Consider the following 15648-nt stretch of genomic DNA (forward strand, 5'->3'; position numbering starts at 1 on the left):
CGCGTTACCCTTTCTTGAAGCCGACCAAGAACCCGGCAGTGAAACCAGCGCTGACCGGCAGCGCCGAGAGCAGTGACGTGACCCAGGACGGCGGTTGCGCCGACGCCGCGTTCCCGGCGGTGCCGGTCGCGTTCTGTGCGGCCCCGCCTATCGCGTCCCAGTTCACCTGGAGGATGCCACGCGTCTCGAGGAACTTGAACAGTGCCAGCTCGATGCCGATGATGACGGCAATGAGCTTTGCGACCTTCTTGGCGGCGAACCCGATGATCCCGCCGATAAGGCCGCCGCCACCGAATTCGAGGCCCATCTGCTGGAGGCCCAACCCATCTAGTTGGAGTACGAACTCACCCATACAGCGTACCTGACCGCCTGTTTTTAAATCCTTTGTGCTCCCTCTGGCGCTTTCCCTTTTACACAGCCTCCGCCACAGGAACGGGGGTCGTTGCTACCGGGGTGTCCCAAAGAATTCGGGGCGATATTTTTCACACGATGCCATTTCTTTACTCATATCCAAAGATTTGTATGCTACCGACGAATCTTACTTACTGTTAAGATGGCAGAAACACCGAATTCCGATATGAGCGGTGCCGCAGGTGGACATTCGAAGCGACCGAAATCTAATCAGGACTGGTGGCCAAACAAGCTGAATCTGGAGATCCTCGACCAGAACGCCCGTGATGTCGGTCCGATGGAGGACGACTTTGATTATGCGGAGGAGTTCCAGAAACTCGACCTCGAAGCGGTGAAGTCGGATCTCGAAGAGCTGATGACGTCGTCGCAGGACTGGTGGCCAGCCGACTACGGCCACTACGGCCCGCTGTTCATCCGGATGGCTTGGCACAGCGCCGGGACGTACCGGACCGCCGACGGCCGCGGTGGCGCGGCTGGCGGCCGACAGCGCTTTGCACCTATCAACAGCTGGCCGGACAACGCGAACCTCGACAAGGCGCGACGGCTGCTCCTGCCGATCAAGCAGAAGTACGGCAAAAAGATCTCATGGGCCGACCTGATGATCCTCGCAGGGAACGTCGCCATCGAGTCGATGGGATTCAAGACGTTCGGCTACGCCGGCGGCCGCGAGGACGCCTTTGAGGAGGACAAGGCTGTCAACTGGGGGCCGGAAGACGAGATGGAAACCCAGGAGCGCTTCGACGAGCCAGGCGAAATCGAAGAAGGGCTCGGTGCCTCCGTGATGGGCCTCATCTACGTGAATCCGGAAGGACCGGACGGCAACCCTGATCCGGAAGCGTCGGCGAAGAATATCCGGCAGACGTTCGACCGGATGGCGATGAACGACAAGGAGACGGCCGCGCTCATCGCCGGCGGACACACGTTCGGCAAAGTCCACGGCGCTGACGACCCCGAGGAGAACCTCGGTCCCGAGCCCGAAGCGGCCCCCATCGAGCAGCAGGGCCTCGGCTGGCAAAACGAGAACGGGAACAGCAAAGGCGGCGAGATGATCACGAGCGGTATCGAAGGGCCGTGGACCCAGTCGCCGACCGAGTGGGATATGGGATACATCAACAACCTGCTCGACTACGAGTGGGAGCCGGAGAAGGGTCCTGGCGGCGCGTGGCAGTGGGCACCCACGAGCGAGGAGCTGAAAAACAGCGTGCCGGACGCACACGACCCAGACGAAAAGCAGACGCCGATGATGCTCACGACGGACATCGCCCTGAAGCGAGACCCGGACTACCGAGAGGTCATGGAAACCTTCCAGGAGAACCCGATGGAGTTCGGGATGAACTTCGCGAAGGCCTGGTACAAGCTGACCCACCGCGACATGGGGCCGCCTGAGCGGTTCCTCGGTCCGGAGGTTCCTGACGAAGAGATGATCTGGCAGGACCCGCTCCCGGACGCCGACTACGACCTGATCGGGGACGAGGAGGTCACCGAGCTCAAGGAAAAGATCCTCGATTCGGACCTCTCTGTCTCCCAGCTCGTCAAGACCGCGTGGGCGTCGGCATCGACCTACCGCGACAGCGACAAGCGCGGCGGCGCTAATGGCGCTCGTCTCCGACTCGAACCCCAGAAAAACTGGGAAGTCAACGAGCCCGAGCAGCTAGAGACGGTCCTGGGGACGCTCGAAAACATCCAGACGGAATTCAACGACTCGCGCTCCGACGGGACGCAGGTCTCGCTTGCCGACCTGATTGTGCTGGGCGGCAACGCGGCCGTAGAACAGGCGGCAGCGAACGCCGGCTACGACGTCGAGATCCCGTTCGAACCCGGCCGCGTCGATGCGGGACCGGAACACACCGACGCCGCCTCCTTCGACGCTCTCAAGCCGAAGGTCGACGGGGCTCGAAACTACATCCAGGACGACATCACGCGACCGGCCGAGGAAGTGCTGGTCGACAACGCGGACCTGCTGAACCTGACGGCGTCGGAACTGACGGCCCTGATCGGCGGGATGCGCTCGATCGGTGCGAACTACGGGGACACCGACCTCGGCGTCTTCACCGACGAGCCGGGGACACTGACCAACGACTTCTTCGTGAACCTGCTCGACATGGGCACGGAGTGGGAGCCGGCGTCGGACTCCGAACACGTCTACAAGGGGCTCGACCGTGATACCGGCGAGGTCAAGTGGGAAGCCACACGCATCGACCTCGTCTTCGGCTCGAACGACCGGCTCCGGGCCATCTCGGAAGTCTACGGCTCGGCCGACGCGGAGGAGAAGCTCGTCCACGACTTCGTGGACACATGGAACAAGGTCATGAAGCTCGACCGCTTCGACCTCGAATAAGCCGGACTGACCGCTACCGCTTTGCTGGCTGCATTTCAGCCTTCGAGCGGGTATCGAAGTCGTTAGTTTCGCCAGCCGGCTGCAGGAATCGCTCAGTATCTGCCATTTTACCGTCCAACCGCCGACCCCCGGAAGAGTGTGAGTCCCCTCCCGGGGGGTTAAATAATCGGACGCCGTAGTTTTCCAACGAGTGACGGCGACACACACCACGAAACGAGCGGTTATCGCGAAGCGCGTCGACAGTGGCACCGCCGACACGACGGAAATCCGGGACCTTGCCCGGGCGGCCGGCTACGAGGTTGTCGACGAGATCACACAGACCAGAACGGAGGACCCGGCGTACCACCTCGGCGAGGGGAAGGTAACGCGATTGAGCAACGCGGTCGCTCGCGAAGGGGCCGCCGTCGTGATCTTCGACAATCAGCTCGGCCCGTACCAGACGTACAACATCGGGAACGAGCTCCCCGAGCGGGTGCGCGTCATCGACCGCTTCCGGCTCATCCTCGAAATCTTCGGCCAGCGGGCCCAGACGCGAAAAGCCCAACTCCAGGTCGAACTCGCGGAACTGCGCTACGAACTCCCGCGCGCCGAGGCCAAGGCGAGCCTGGCCAAACGCGACGAGCGGCCGGGGTTCATGGGGCTCGGCGAGTACGACGAGTCCCGCGAAGAGGACATCAAAAAGCAGATCGCCAACATCCGGGACGAACTGGAATCCATCGAGGAGACCGAGCGACACCGCCGGGAGCAGCGCCGCGAGTCCGGCTTCGACCTCGTCGCGCTGGCCGGCTACACCAACGCCGGGAAGTCGACGCTCCTGCGCCGCCTCGCCGACGACCTCGACGTCGATGAGAACGACGACTTGCATCCCGACCTCGATACCACGGCCGAGAGCGAGGACCGTCTGTTCACGACGCTTGGCACGACCACCCGCCGCGCGGCGGTCGGCAAGCGCGAGGTGCTGGTCACCGACACCGTCGGGTTCATTCAGGACCTCCCGCACTGGCTCGTCGAATCGTTCAAATCGACGCTCGGGTCGGTGTACCACGCCGATCTGGTCTTGCTCGTCGTCGATGTCTCCGAGTCGGTCGAGGAAATCCGGGAGAAACTGGTGACGAGCCACGACACGCTGTACGAGCGCAACGAAGCGCCCATCGTCACAGTCCTCAACAAGACCGACATGGTCGATGATGAAGAGGTCCGCCGCAAGAAAGACGCGCTCTCGTCGCTGGCTCCGAACCCCGTCGCCGTCAGCGCCAAGCAGGGGCTCAACATCGACGACCTGGCGGACCGCATCGACCACGAACTGCCGGACTACGAACGCGAGCGACTCGTGCTCCCGATGACCGACGACACGATGAGCCTCGTCTCGTGGATTCACGACCACGCCAGCGTGGAGACGGTCGACTACGGCGACCAGGTGGTTATCGAGTTCGAGGCGCGGCCCGCGATCATCGAGCAGTCCCGAGCGAAAGCCGGGGAGCTGGTCGGTGCGTCGGCCTGACTGCGGACGCTACGCTTCTGCTTCCCGCTGCCACAGTACGCTCGGTATCTCGTCTAGCAGGTCCGTTGCGACCAATCCGTAGCCGCGGTCGTCGACGACCCGGTCGCCGACCGTGCCGACGGTGTAGGCGGCGATGGCGGCCGCGTCGAGCGGCTCCTGAACGCAGGCGAGCGCCCCCGTCACGCCCGCGAGCACGTCGCCGGTGCCGCCGACCGTCATCCCCGGATTGCCCGTCCGGCCGACGCGGGTTCGCTCGCCGTCGGAGACGATGTCGTACGGGCCTTTGACCAGCAGTGTCTGGTCGACCTCCGATGCGAAGGACTCCACGAGGTCCGCCCGCTCCCGCCAGTCCTCGGACGTCTCGCCGCCCATCCCGAGAAGCTCGCCCTGGTGGGGCGTACAGACGAGGTCCGCGTCCGTTTCGATGTCCGGAACCACGGAAAGAGCGTCGGCGTCGACGACAGCCGTCCCCTCGAATCCTGACAGCAGGTCCCCGACCGCTTCCAGCGTCGCGTCGGCGTTCCCGAGTCCCGGCCCGACGATCAGCGTGTCGTGCTCTGCCGCCAGTTCGGCGAGGTTGTCGACGTGGGGTGGCGCGAGGTGGTCCCCGTCGAACGGTCTGAGGATGAGGTTCTCGCTGTAGGACTGGATTTCCCGCGCGACGACTGCCGGGCAGGCGACTCGAACGAGGTCGGCCCCGCCTCTGAGGGCGGCCTGGGCCGTGAGCGCCGGCGCGCCGGTGTACGGGCCGCCGCCGACGACCAGCACCTCGCCGTTGTCGCCTTTGTGGCTCGCTGGGTCCCGTTCGAGGCGGGTGAGATCACCGCGCTCGATGAACAACTCCGCGGCGTCGGGGATGCCGATGTCGGCGACTGTGACCGGGACGTCGAGGTCCGCCAGACCGGGTTTGGTGTCGTGAAACGTGACGACGTGGTCGGCGTCGACGGCGTTCTCGGCTAGCCGCCCCGTTTCGGCGTCGAGGCCCGACGGGACGTCCACAGAGAGGACGATCGCGTCGCTCTCGTTCATCGCCGTGGCGGCCGTTGCCTCCGGTTCCCGGAGGGCACCGGCGATTCCCGTTCCTAGCATCGCGTCGACGACGACGTCAGGGCTCCCAAGGTCGAAGGCCGAGGAATCTTTGACTGGTTTCGTCGGATACTCGGCGTGCTGGAGGGCATCCCAGTTCTCCCTGGCAATCGTCGTCGAGATTGCGTCCGGGCGGCCCAACAAAAGGACGCGGAGGTCGTACTCGTCGAGAAAGCGGGCGGTGACGAGCGCGTCTCCGCCGTTGTTCCCTCGACCAGCGACGATGGTGACTTGGTCGCCGGGGTCAGCGAGGGTACGGACCGCCCGTGCGACGGCGTGCCCGGACGACTCCATCAGCTGTTTGCGCGGGACGCCGAGCGCCGCGGCGTTCTCATCGACGACACCCATTTCGGAGCCGGTGAGCATACCCGCAGGTTCGCCCGCCAGTGAAGTAACTCTACGGGACGGCGGCTTACCAGCGGACCTCGAATCCGTCGATGCCCCTCGGCTCCTCGAACTCGACTTCGACGTCGGTTACGTTCGCGCGTTCGCTCCCCTCGTGGCAGAACTCGACCATCGCATCCACGTCGGCTTCGGGGCCCTCGAACACCGCTTCGACGCGCCCGTCGTCGAGGTTCCGGACCCACCCGTCGACCCCCTGGTCCTGTGCACGCTCCCGCGTGGTCGCTCTGTAATAGACGCCCTGGACACGACCGGAGACGAATACATGTGCTCGCGTGCGAGCCATGTCCGAGGGTTTGATTGCGGACTCCGTTATACTGTCGCCTTCCATCACCCGCGTCAGTTTTCGTCGCTGCCCGTCCGGAGATAATGGAACAAGTAGGTCTGCGTGTAGCCGGCGTACTCGCCGCCGAGCGCGGCCCGGATGGCCCGGGACGTGTCGGTGTAGTTCCCTCGCTCACACTCCGGGTAGTACTCCTCGATGGTCGACCGGATCCAGGTGTCTAGCGGGACCGCTTCGAGGTAGTCAAGCGAGAACAGCAACACGCAGTCCGCGACCTTGTCGCCGACGCCGACGAAGCGGGTGAGCGACTCCCTGGCGTCCTCGTAGTCGAGACCGACGGCTTCCTCCGGGTCGGCCTCGCCGCCTGCGACCATCTCCGCGGTGCGCTGGACGTACGGCGCTCGATAGCCCAGCCCGAGGTCCCGGAGGCGTTCTTCGGTCGTTTCGGCCAACGCTGACGGCGTCGGATAGGCGTTGTACGTCCGCCCGTCGAACTCGACTGTCTCGCCGAACGCGTCGCGGAGCGCCTGTTGCATACTGTGTATCCGGGCCACGCGCATCTGGGCCGAGCAAATGAACGAGATGAGGGAGCCAAACGGTGGGTCCTGAACGAGACGCATCCCCCAGAACCTATCGTAGGCTGATTGGACCACGTCGTCGGCCGGTGCCGTCGTCCGAATCGCGGAGAGGTCGTCCCTAAGCCGCAGGAGTCGCTTGAGGTCTGCCTCCGCGTCGATCGTGGACTCCCATTCGAGGACACCGTCCCGCTGCCGGACGCGGATGACTGCTGGTGACCCGTCTCGACGGACTGTCGTCCAGTACCACGCGTCGTCCCCGGTTCCCCCGTCGCGCTGGTACATTTCGCCGTCCTCCCGGTTCCAGAGGTAGGACTGCCCGCTCTCGACAGTTGCCTGGAGGTCGATACCGCCGGCCAGCGACCCGACGTCGATGACGCCCTGTTCCATTGTCCGTGTGTACGGACCCGGAGGTAATGGCGTTACGAGTTCCGCTCGCACGGGTTGGAGACCTCTCTCGACTAGCGGACGTTCATATCCGTCTGATCTGTCACTGCTTTTCGCCGTCGTGATGTTTTATGTCGCTTGCGTCTGTGCGGCTCAACGGTGCTTTCTGCCCCTCTATACCACGATATATGGGGTGAGAGGTGATCCCCGTTTCAGGGCTAACCTTCATTATATTGGGAAACAAACATACTAGCATGAATTGCCGAGTTGTTGTCGAGGCCGCAGTCCCAGTGTACGATGTGGCATCTGCGGACGAGGCAGTTCGCATCGCCATCTCGAAGACGGGGGAAATGCTGAACCCCGACCTCAACTACGTCGAGATCAACATGGGCGACCGGCACTGCCCGCACTGCGGCGAGACACTGGAACCGGCTTTTCTCGCGGCCGATGAGAGTCTCGTCGCACTCGAACTGGAGATGACCGTGTTCAACGTCGAACGGGACGAACATGCCGCCCGAATTGCACGCAAGGAGATTGGGCAACGACTCGAGAACATCCCGCTCGACGTGCTCGAAATCGAGGAGATTCCGGAGGAGGCCGACGAAACGACGGACGACGAGTCTTCGTCGACAGAGTCGACAGCAGAGGCCGATGACCAGTCGTCGGGCCAGTCCGAGGACGAATCGGACGACGTGTTACCCGAATTCGAGGAATTAATCGACGAGTAAGTCCGGTTACCGAGCAACAGGGTCTCTCTGTTCAACACCCTCGACGTATCGCGTCTCCAATATGATTCCGACAGCCGTTATACAGTCACTAATAGCATTGCTCGTCGGGAGAACTGCATAGAAACGACGGAGAACTGTTAGTCCGCGGCGGCAGAAACTGGCTCTTTGGTCTCGTCAGCCATCTCGGAGGCAATACCGTCAGCAATCGCAAAGACAGCGGCCTTGTGGTCTGTTTTCGACTTGTGAATCGATGTCGGCTTGACGCCCAGTTCCTCGTATTCGTCGTGGTCTACTTCTGTCCCGGATTCGGCTTCGTAGTGGTTCTGTACCTGTGCAAGCAGGCCGTGAAGGTGGATGAGCTCCTGCTTTTTCATAGTCAACCCAAGGTAACAACTCGAAGGTTATAGTACTACTCTGATGAAGGTTAACACACGGCTCTGCTAGTAATACGTAATAGTTCATGAATAATTCCTGGTGCGGAGTATATTTTGAGTTTTTTACACTGAATTTTACCATTTCTCCAAAGGCACTGTCGAGTGCTAGCAATGTACAACGCTTCGATGACGGACGGCCTCGACTCGAACACTGTCGACTCAAACTCGTTGCGGGAGTCTCCGGCTGGCACCCAGAGTTATGGGCTGCCTATACCTGCTATCGGTATGGACCAAGCCACTCTCCCATCAGAAACCGAGATCGGCCGGGTGGCCCTGACCGTTGCTGACTTACCACCGACTGTCGATTTCTACCGTGATGTTGTCGGCCTCCAAGTCCTAGACTCAGACGACGACCGGACGATACTCGGTGCGGGTGGACAGGAACTACTGATCCTGAACCGTCGGCCAGACGCACCAGCGAGAGGTTCTGCCGGGACCGGGCTGTACCACGTCGCGTTTCGCGTTCCGTCGCGAGCGGCGCTGGGTGATGCACTCAAGCGTATCGAATCGGAGTGGACACTTTCCGGCGCATCGGATCACGGTGTCAGCGAGGCGCTATATCTGTCGGACCCGGCCGGTAACGGCGTCGAGATCTATCGGGACTTTCCGCGGGCGCCGTGGCAGGAGACACCGTCGGGTCACGTCGAAATGGTGACAGAGCCCCTCGATACGCAGTCAGTCGCGGCTGCCGCGACCGGTGAACAGTCGATGCCCGCTAGGTCCGATATTGGACACGTACATCTGGAAGTTTCGTCAGTGGAGACGGCCCGGTCGTTCTACGCCAACGCACTCGGATTGCGTGTCAGAGCCGCGTACGACGGCGCGGTGTTTCTGGCGGCCGGTGACTACCACCACCACATCGGAGCCAACGTCTGGCAGGGGCGGTCAAGGCCCCACGCCGGACAGGGTCTGGCGTGGTTCGAGATTCGATTCCCCGACGAAGCAACCCTTGCTGCGACACGTAAGCGCCTCCGTCAGTCCGGCTACGCTGTCTCCGAAACCGATACCGGTCTCACAGTGCGTGACGGTGACGACATCGAACTCCGATTGCGAGCCTGAACACGGGATATCTCGACCGATTGACCGATGTGCCAAGTCAAGTGTCTTCGCGCGCTATCTGAGGTATGCACACGACACGGTGGCTGGCTACGGCAACCGGGCGAACGGGAACAGAAACGGACTGCACGGACGTGACAGGGCACAGCCGACGGCCGGGAGGAGCGCGATGAGCGGCCCCCATCAGGGCCAGCAACTCGTGACTGCTGGAGCCGCGCTATCGGAGGCGAGCGCGGCGGCGGTGCTGGTCCACGGTCGGGGTGCGACTGCCCGGAGTATCGTCCAGATGGGAACAGAGTTCCAGCAGGACGGGCTGGCTCTGCTCGCCCCCCAGGCCGCGCGGAACACCTGGTACCCTAACTCCTTCCTCTCGCCGGTCGAGCAGAACGAACCCGGGCGGACATCGGGACTGCAGGCTATCGAGGACGCCGTCACGGAGGCCGAGGAAGCCGGGATACCAACCGACTGTGTGCTCGTCCTGGGCTTCTCCCAGGGGGCCTGTCTCGCGAGCGAGTTCGTCGCCCGTAACCCGCAGCGCTACGGCGGGCTCGTGGCTCTCAGTGGTGGCCTCATCGGCGAGACCATCGACGAGAGCGAGTACGAGGGCGACATCGAGGAAACGCCGGTGTTCCTGGGCTGTAGCGACGTCGATCCGCACATTCCCGAAGAGCGCGTTCACGTCACGGCCTCGGTCTTCGAGCAACTGAACGGGGACGTGGAGGAACGCATCTACGAGGGGATGGGCCACGGCGTGAACGAGGACGAACTGGCGTACGTCTCGTCGCTGGCCGCCACCCTCGTCAATTAGGCCGTCCGAGCGTTGGTTCGTACACCGAGATAGCCTCGCTGAGCGTGCCAGCAGGGAGTTACCGGCCCCTCACCGCGAGACTTAGTGATTGGAAAGACTACACATGGCATGGACCTTTCCCGCCGACGGCTTCTCACGACGGTTGGTGCCGGTGTGACACTCGGTGGCGCAGGCTGCGCGGGAGATGACGGCTCGACTACTGGATCGCGTTCAGTGGCCGGGTCCGGCGGCGGAACCGGGACGCCATCGACGGCAACCGACCGAAGCGACGGGTCGAAGCCACCGACGGCTGATGGTCGCCTGCATCTAGACTACGAGATCGGGACGCTCGAAGAGAAGATCGTCAGCGGCGGCGTTCGTAAAGACGGTATTCCGTCCATCGACGACCCGACGTTTGCCGAGACGCCTCCAGAGATACTGGCTCCGGACGACCCGGTGTTCGGCGTGGTCCGCGACGGGGAGGCGAAAGCCTATCCGCAGTACATTCTCGTCCACCACGAAATCGTGAACGACACTGTCGGTGGTAATTCCGTCGCTGTGACGTACTGTCCGCTGACGGGCACCGCACAGGGATTTGAGCGCGGTCCGGTGGAGTTCGGCGTCTCAGGGCGGCTTGTGAACTCGAATTTGACGATGTACGACCGGGGCACCGATAGCTGGTGGCCACAGATGCTGGCGACAGCGATTACGGGCCCATTAACTGGCGAGTCGCTGCGGGAGTTCCGGATCACTTGGACGACGTGGGACCGCTGGTCCAGTACCTATCCGGAAACGACCGTTCTGACCGAGGATACCAGCTTCTCGCGGCGTTACGGCACTGATCCATACGGCCAGTACAACGCGAAACGCGGCTACTATTCGAGCACTCGGACGCTGTTTGAGCCGCTGCAGGGTGACAGCCGCGCGCACCCAAAGACCGTCGTCATCGGGACCCGGACGGAGACGGGGGCGGTGGCCTTCGATAAGGGAACACTGCTGAGTCAGCGCGTTCTGACAGGCAACATCGGCGACACGCCGTACGTCGCCGTCGCCGACACCGACCTCGAAACGGGCTACGTGTACGCGAATCCGGAGTCAGCGACGGTCGAAGCGGCGGACGACGGCTACACGCTCGAAGGGACCACACACGATGCCGATTCGCTCCCGCTGGACCGTTCACTGGCCTTCGACGCCATGTGGTTCGCCTGGGCCGGTTTCTATCCGGAGAGTGCGTATGTCGACTGATAGTGCAGCCGACGGGGCTGGTGTGGCCGCTCGCATCGAACGCTTGCTTCGGCACACTGCGGTTGCGGTCCGGGGAGCGCTCACCCGCCGCGACGGTCAGTTGCTTCTGGGTGTGTCTGGACTGGCGTACTTCCTGCTGTACCTCGCTGGTCTCAGACACCTCGGTTTCGGCCCAGCCGGCTACGAGGTTTCTGTCGTCAGTAACCCGCTTACCCGTGCGTTCCGGCAGGTCGGGCCGTTTCAGTGGGAACCGATTGCACTGGTCGTCGTCGGCCCAGTCGAACTGCTCGTCTCGCCGCTGAACGTGCTTCTCGGTGCCGTCTTGGCATCGCTGGTCGGACTCAACCTCGCCGTCTCCGCCGTCGCGTGGCGCGGCCCATCGGCCTGCCGTCTCGGCCCGGGGGCAGGGGCTGTGTCGGGGTTGCCGGGACTGCTCTCCGGATTCGCCTGCTGTGGGCCCACTATTTTGCTCGTTGTCGGTGTGCAGGCGAGCGCTGGACTTCTCTCGCTGTTCCAGTGGCTCCTTCCGCTCACTGTCGTGGCACTGCTCGGAACCCTTCTCTGGGTCGGCAGCCGAGTCGAGACAGCGTGACAGGCGGCGTAGACAGCACCTACTACCGGGAGGTAGCTAGTAGCTACAGGCTACCGACCCAGGTAGCGGTTGGAACTTTTTTCCCTCGATTTGAGGGAAACATATAATTACTCCGTACGACCCATCTACCAGTATGACCGCTACTGTCGTGAGCGAGGTCAACCGACCCTACGTGCCGACGGGCGGGGCGAAACTGACCGCTGAGATCGAAGTCGAGCCCGGACGGTTGGAGGAGCCACCCACGCGACAGATTGCTCTCTGTATCGACGCGAGTGGATCGATGGCCGGCGAAGACATCGAACAGGCCCGCGCTGGCGCTGAATGGGTGTTCGGGCTACTCGACGAGGACGATTACATCTCGATCATCGCCTTCGACAACGAGGTCACGACGGTTCTTGCACCGACCCGGTGGGGGACTATTTCGCGTGAAACGGCAGTGGACGCGGTCGCTGACATCTCCGCTGGCGGGGGCACCGATATGTACAGCGGCCTGCTGGAAGCGAAGGCGTCCCTGCAGGATCTGCCGACAGACGACAACACGGCTCGGCGGGTCCTGCTCCTCTCTGATGGGAAGGACAACTCCCACGACCCGGAAGCGTTCGGGACGCTAGCACGCGAAATCGACACCGAGGGCATCAGAATCAAGGCGGCCGGTATCGGGAGCGACTACCGCGAGGAGACGATCCGGACGCTCGGTACCGTTGCCCGCGGCGAATGGACACACCTGGACGCCGCCGGTGACATCGAGTCGTTCTTCGGCGACGCAGTCGAGGAGGCCGGGACCGTCGTCGCTCCCGACGCCCGTCTCGAACTTGACGTGGCTGACGGTGTCGAGGTGAGTGAAGTGTACCGCTCGCTGCCACAGACCCAGTCTGTAGACCCCAACTGGGAGGACAACGCGGCTGTCGTGCCGCTGCCCGACCTGCTAGAGCGGGAGACTCAGCGAGTCGTGCTGAAGATACACGCGCCGGCCAACGACCCGCAAGACGCCGTGTCCGTGGCGGATGTCACGCTGCACGCTGGCGGCGAGACGACGCGGGAATCGATCACCGTCGACTACACCGACGACGAGGCGAAACTGGCCGCGCACAACGAACAGGTCGACGTGGACCACCGACAGACCGTTATCAAGACGGAACTCGGCAAGGGCAACGTCGCCGAGGCACAGACCCAACTGGAGCGGATGACGCGCATCCACGGCGAGGACACCGAGGCCGTCCAGACCGCTGAGCGTGAGACGCGGATCGTGATGGAAGGCGGACGCAAGGAGCAGAACAAGGCGACGAAGATCGTCACTGACGAGGGCATCCAGAAGTGACTGCAACGACCTGCAGTGTCGGCAGGGCCGCTACTGGCCGGAGAAACGGGTGATCCATGAACTGGGAACCTGAGAGCGGTGATGTCATCGCCGGCCAGTACGAACTCGAGGAGTTCCTCGGCAAGGGAGGGTTCGCGAAGGCGTTCCGCGCCAGAGACACCGAGACGGGTGAGGCGGTCGCTGTGAAGTACCCCAACTACACCGAATCCCAGAACGACCCCGACATCATCGAGGAGTACTTCAAAAAGGAGGTCGGATCACTGGAACGCATCCGCCGGGCCGGCGGTCACGAGAACGTGATGGACTACTACGATCAGGTCACGGAGCGTGACGTTCCGTTTCTGGTCGTCCAGCTGATCGTCGACGGCATCGAACTCGACGAAGTCATCGACCAGCACGGCCCAATCGACGACAGCGAACAGGTCCGACAGATCGGCATCGACCTCTGTGACGCGATGGGGTTTCTCCACGAGAACGAGATCGTCTACCGGGACCTGAAACCGGAGAACGTGATGCTCACACCCGACATCACGCCCACGCTGATCGATTTCAATACGGCGACGGGGTTCGATGCCACCGAGGATCCGTCCTCCGGCAACACCGGGACGACGATTCTGGGGCCGTTCAAGCCCCGCGAAGTCGCCGAGGCCAGCCGAACCGACGTTCGGCAGGGGCCGTGGTCGGACGTGTATTCTATCGGGAAGATACTCCTATTCTTGCTCAAGGGGAGCGTCCCGAAGAAAGACGGGGTGAACCCGCAAGCGTTCGGGGCCGACTGCGACGATTATCTGGCCGAAATCGTCGAACGGGCCACGCAGTCACATTACCGCGACCGATACCGGAACGCGACGGTCCTCAAAGAGGTCCTCGAACGGCGCGATCCAACGCCGCCCGCGACGGCGTCAGTGACGTACATTCAAGCGGACAGGCAGTTCACCGTCGAACCGGGCGACACTATCGGGCGACAGGGCGCGAGCGGTCCCCCGGCATCGATAACAATCGAAGACCCGCAGGGGGAGTACATCTCCTCGGTGCAGGTACAGTTCGATATCGAGGACGGCGAGTGGTCCCTCCACGACCGGAGCCTCAACGGGACGTTCGTCCAGAAGGGGGCCGGTTGGCAGCGGGTCCTCTCCGAACCCGGACGCAACCGTCTGCGCTCCGAGGGCGAGGACCCGACCGACAGACACGGCAACGTTCCACCCGAGTCGGTGACACTCACCGACGGCGACCTGGTGTCGCTGGTCCATCCGACCTACGGGGTCACGTTCGAGTTCCATCCGGAGGAGTCATGAGATACAGCACGAACTACGACATCGGCGAGCGGAAGCGAGGACAGGGCATCAACGAGGACAGCGTCTCGCTGACGGTGTTCGAGGAGGGGCATCGGGACGGCTACCGCGGGCAAGACAGGCCACAGTCGAAGGAGCCGGTCACAGCAGACGGCGACGAGACGGCGGATGTGACAGACGAGACAGCCGGTACTGAGACGGCGACCGATACCGCTGACGACACGGACGCAGCGGACACTGACGAAGGGGCTTCAGCTGACACTGAGGGCAACGGGAGACCGATGAACCGTTCGGCCGGCGTGTTCGTGGTGGCCGACGGTGCCGGCGGACACGACGCCGGAGACATTGCGTCGTACATTACGACGACTATCGTGGCTGAACACCTCGCCCCCGTGGCGATTCGAACGGCCCGGAGTTATCCCGGCGGGTTCGACGTCGATGTCGCCCGCGATGTCCTCCCGGACCCGCCCGGCGAACAGGAACTCGAAACTGCCGTGGCGGAGGCGATTACGGCGGCCCACCGCGAGATCATCCGGTACGCAAACGAGACCGGGACCCAATCCTACACGACGGTCGTTGCAGGCATCTACGCCGACGGCAAACTCCACTACGGCTGGGTCGGTGATAGCCGGGCTTACGTCGTCAACAGCGCCCGTGAGACGATTTCGCCGCTGACCAGAGACCACGCCGTCGTTCAGGAGTGGGTCGACAACGACGAAATCGACCCGGTCGAGGCACACGTCCACCCGAACGGCAACGAGATCACACGCGCGCTGGGCGGGTCCGGCTACGAGGACCCCGACGAGGCGACTGTCGGGGTGGACACGCGGACGGTCAGGCTGTACGCGGAGGACACGGTGTTGGCGACCAGCGACGGACTCATCGACGCACAGACCGACGCGCCGGAACTGTACGAGGAGTACGTCGATTCGGACCACGCCGATTCAGTGGCCGAGCGTATCCGCGAAGCGGCCGTCACCGACGACGAGATCCGTGACGTGGTCCTCGATGCAGCGTCCCTCGACGCGGCGAGTCGGGAGTTCGTGTCACTGGCAAACGACCGCGGGGGGAAGGACAACATCTCCGTGCTCCTGTTTGCCGACAGTGCGCTTCCGGAAACACCGGAAAGCGGCGGGATGCCAGTCCGAGATATCGACCCTGATCTCGACATTTCCGAACGGGATACCGTTATTATGACAGACGAATAGAGAGA

Annotated in this window: 15 protein-coding genes; 10 read left to right on the forward strand and 5 right to left on the reverse strand. The window is 63.1% G+C overall.

The genetic code is table 11. The features are described from left to right. Window positions 1-4: 4 nt before the first annotated feature. Entirely contained in the window at window positions 5-352 is a 348-nt protein-coding gene (locus Har1131_RS08940) for an FUN14 domain-containing protein (RefSeq protein ID WP_008308823.1), read from the reverse strand. 201 nt (window positions 353-553) lie between these two features. Here Har1131_RS08940 and katG point away from each other — a divergent pair, with 201 nt between their 5' ends. Continuing rightward, complete coding sequence (gene katG, locus Har1131_RS08945) at window positions 554-2749, forward strand: catalase/peroxidase HPI (RefSeq protein WP_050038187.1); 2196 nt, start codon at window positions 554-556, stop codon at window positions 2747-2749. 190 nt (window positions 2750-2939) lie between these two features. Next, window positions 2940-4250 (forward strand): GTPase HflX, encoded by a 1311-nt coding sequence (gene hflX, locus Har1131_RS08950; protein ID WP_014040575.1) that lies wholly within the window; start codon window positions 2940-2942, stop codon window positions 4248-4250. A gap of 9 nt (window positions 4251-4259) precedes the next feature. Here the strand turns inward: hflX and Har1131_RS08955 are convergent, their stop codons facing one another. From Har1131_RS08955 to Har1131_RS08965, 3 genes are read right to left on the reverse strand one after another with little or no spacing between them, the layout of a single operon-like run. Continuing rightward, window positions 4260-5702: a bifunctional ADP-dependent NAD(P)H-hydrate dehydratase/NAD(P)H-hydrate epimerase gene (locus tag Har1131_RS08955; RefSeq protein WP_050038186.1), complete on the reverse strand. Its 1443-nt coding sequence runs from the start codon at window positions 5700-5702 to the stop codon at window positions 4260-4262. Between the two features lie 46 nt (window positions 5703-5748). Beyond that, window positions 5749-6072, reverse strand: a complete 324-nt coding sequence (locus tag Har1131_RS08960; RefSeq protein ID WP_151145980.1) for an acylphosphatase — start codon at window positions 6070-6072, stop codon at window positions 5749-5751. 5 nt (window positions 6073-6077) lie between these two features. Then, window positions 6078-6986, reverse strand: a complete 909-nt coding sequence (locus Har1131_RS08965) for a DNA-3-methyladenine glycosylase (protein ID WP_050038185.1) — start codon at window positions 6984-6986, stop codon at window positions 6078-6080. 251 nt (window positions 6987-7237) lie between these two features. Here Har1131_RS08965 and Har1131_RS08970 point away from each other — a divergent pair, with 251 nt between their 5' ends. Beyond that, window positions 7238-7711 carry a DUF555 domain-containing protein gene (locus Har1131_RS08970; RefSeq protein WP_014040571.1) on the forward strand — a complete coding sequence of 158 codons (474 nt, stop codon included), beginning with the start codon at window positions 7238-7240 and terminating at the stop codon, window positions 7709-7711. A 137-nt stretch (window positions 7712-7848) separates the two neighbouring features. Here Har1131_RS08970 and Har1131_RS08975 read toward each other — a convergent pair whose 3' ends face one another. Continuing rightward, window positions 7849-8085, reverse strand: a complete 237-nt coding sequence (locus Har1131_RS08975) for a UPF0058 family protein (RefSeq protein WP_004592453.1) — start codon at window positions 8083-8085, stop codon at window positions 7849-7851. Between the two features lie 285 nt (window positions 8086-8370). Here Har1131_RS08975 and Har1131_RS08980 point away from each other — a divergent pair, with 285 nt between their 5' ends. The 7 genes from Har1131_RS08980 to Har1131_RS09010 all read left to right on the forward strand — a co-directional run bounded on the left by Har1131_RS08980 (window position 8371) and on the right by Har1131_RS09010 (window position 15643). Continuing rightward, window positions 8371-9204 (forward strand): VOC family protein, encoded by an 834-nt coding sequence (locus Har1131_RS08980; RefSeq protein ID WP_044952237.1) that lies wholly within the window; start codon window positions 8371-8373, stop codon window positions 9202-9204. A 166-nt stretch (window positions 9205-9370) separates the two neighbouring features. After that, window positions 9371-10009, forward strand: a complete 639-nt coding sequence (locus Har1131_RS08985) for an alpha/beta hydrolase (protein ID WP_014040569.1) — start codon at window positions 9371-9373, stop codon at window positions 10007-10009. 108 nt (window positions 10010-10117) lie between these two features. Then, window positions 10118-11233, forward strand: a complete 1116-nt coding sequence (locus Har1131_RS08990; RefSeq protein ID WP_023843300.1) for a DUF3179 domain-containing protein — start codon at window positions 10118-10120, stop codon at window positions 11231-11233. Then, a complete protein-coding gene (locus Har1131_RS08995) occupies window positions 11223-11825 on the forward strand; it encodes a hypothetical protein (RefSeq protein WP_151145983.1) in 603 nt (200 codons plus the stop codon). Before Har1131_RS08990 ends, Har1131_RS08995 begins: the two co-directional genes overlap by 11 nt. 133 nt (window positions 11826-11958) lie before the next feature. Continuing rightward, a complete protein-coding gene (locus Har1131_RS09000) occupies window positions 11959-13143 on the forward strand; it encodes a VWA domain-containing protein (protein WP_050038182.1) in 1185 nt (394 codons plus the stop codon). A gap of 56 nt (window positions 13144-13199) precedes the next feature. After that, window positions 13200-14438, forward strand: coding sequence for an FHA domain-containing serine/threonine-protein kinase (locus tag Har1131_RS09005; protein WP_014040565.1), 1239 nt, complete (start codon window positions 13200-13202; stop codon window positions 14436-14438). Continuing rightward, window positions 14435-15643: a PP2C family serine/threonine-protein phosphatase gene (locus Har1131_RS09010; RefSeq protein ID WP_050038181.1), complete on the forward strand. Its 1209-nt coding sequence runs from the start codon at window positions 14435-14437 to the stop codon at window positions 15641-15643. Before Har1131_RS09005 ends, Har1131_RS09010 begins: the two co-directional genes overlap by 4 nt. Window positions 15644-15648: the final 5 nt, after the last annotated feature.

The sequence above is a fragment of the Haloarcula sp. CBA1131 genome, from assembly GCF_008728975.1.
Classification (GTDB): Archaea; Halobacteriota; Halobacteria; order Halobacteriales; family Haloarculaceae; genus Haloarcula; species Haloarcula hispanica.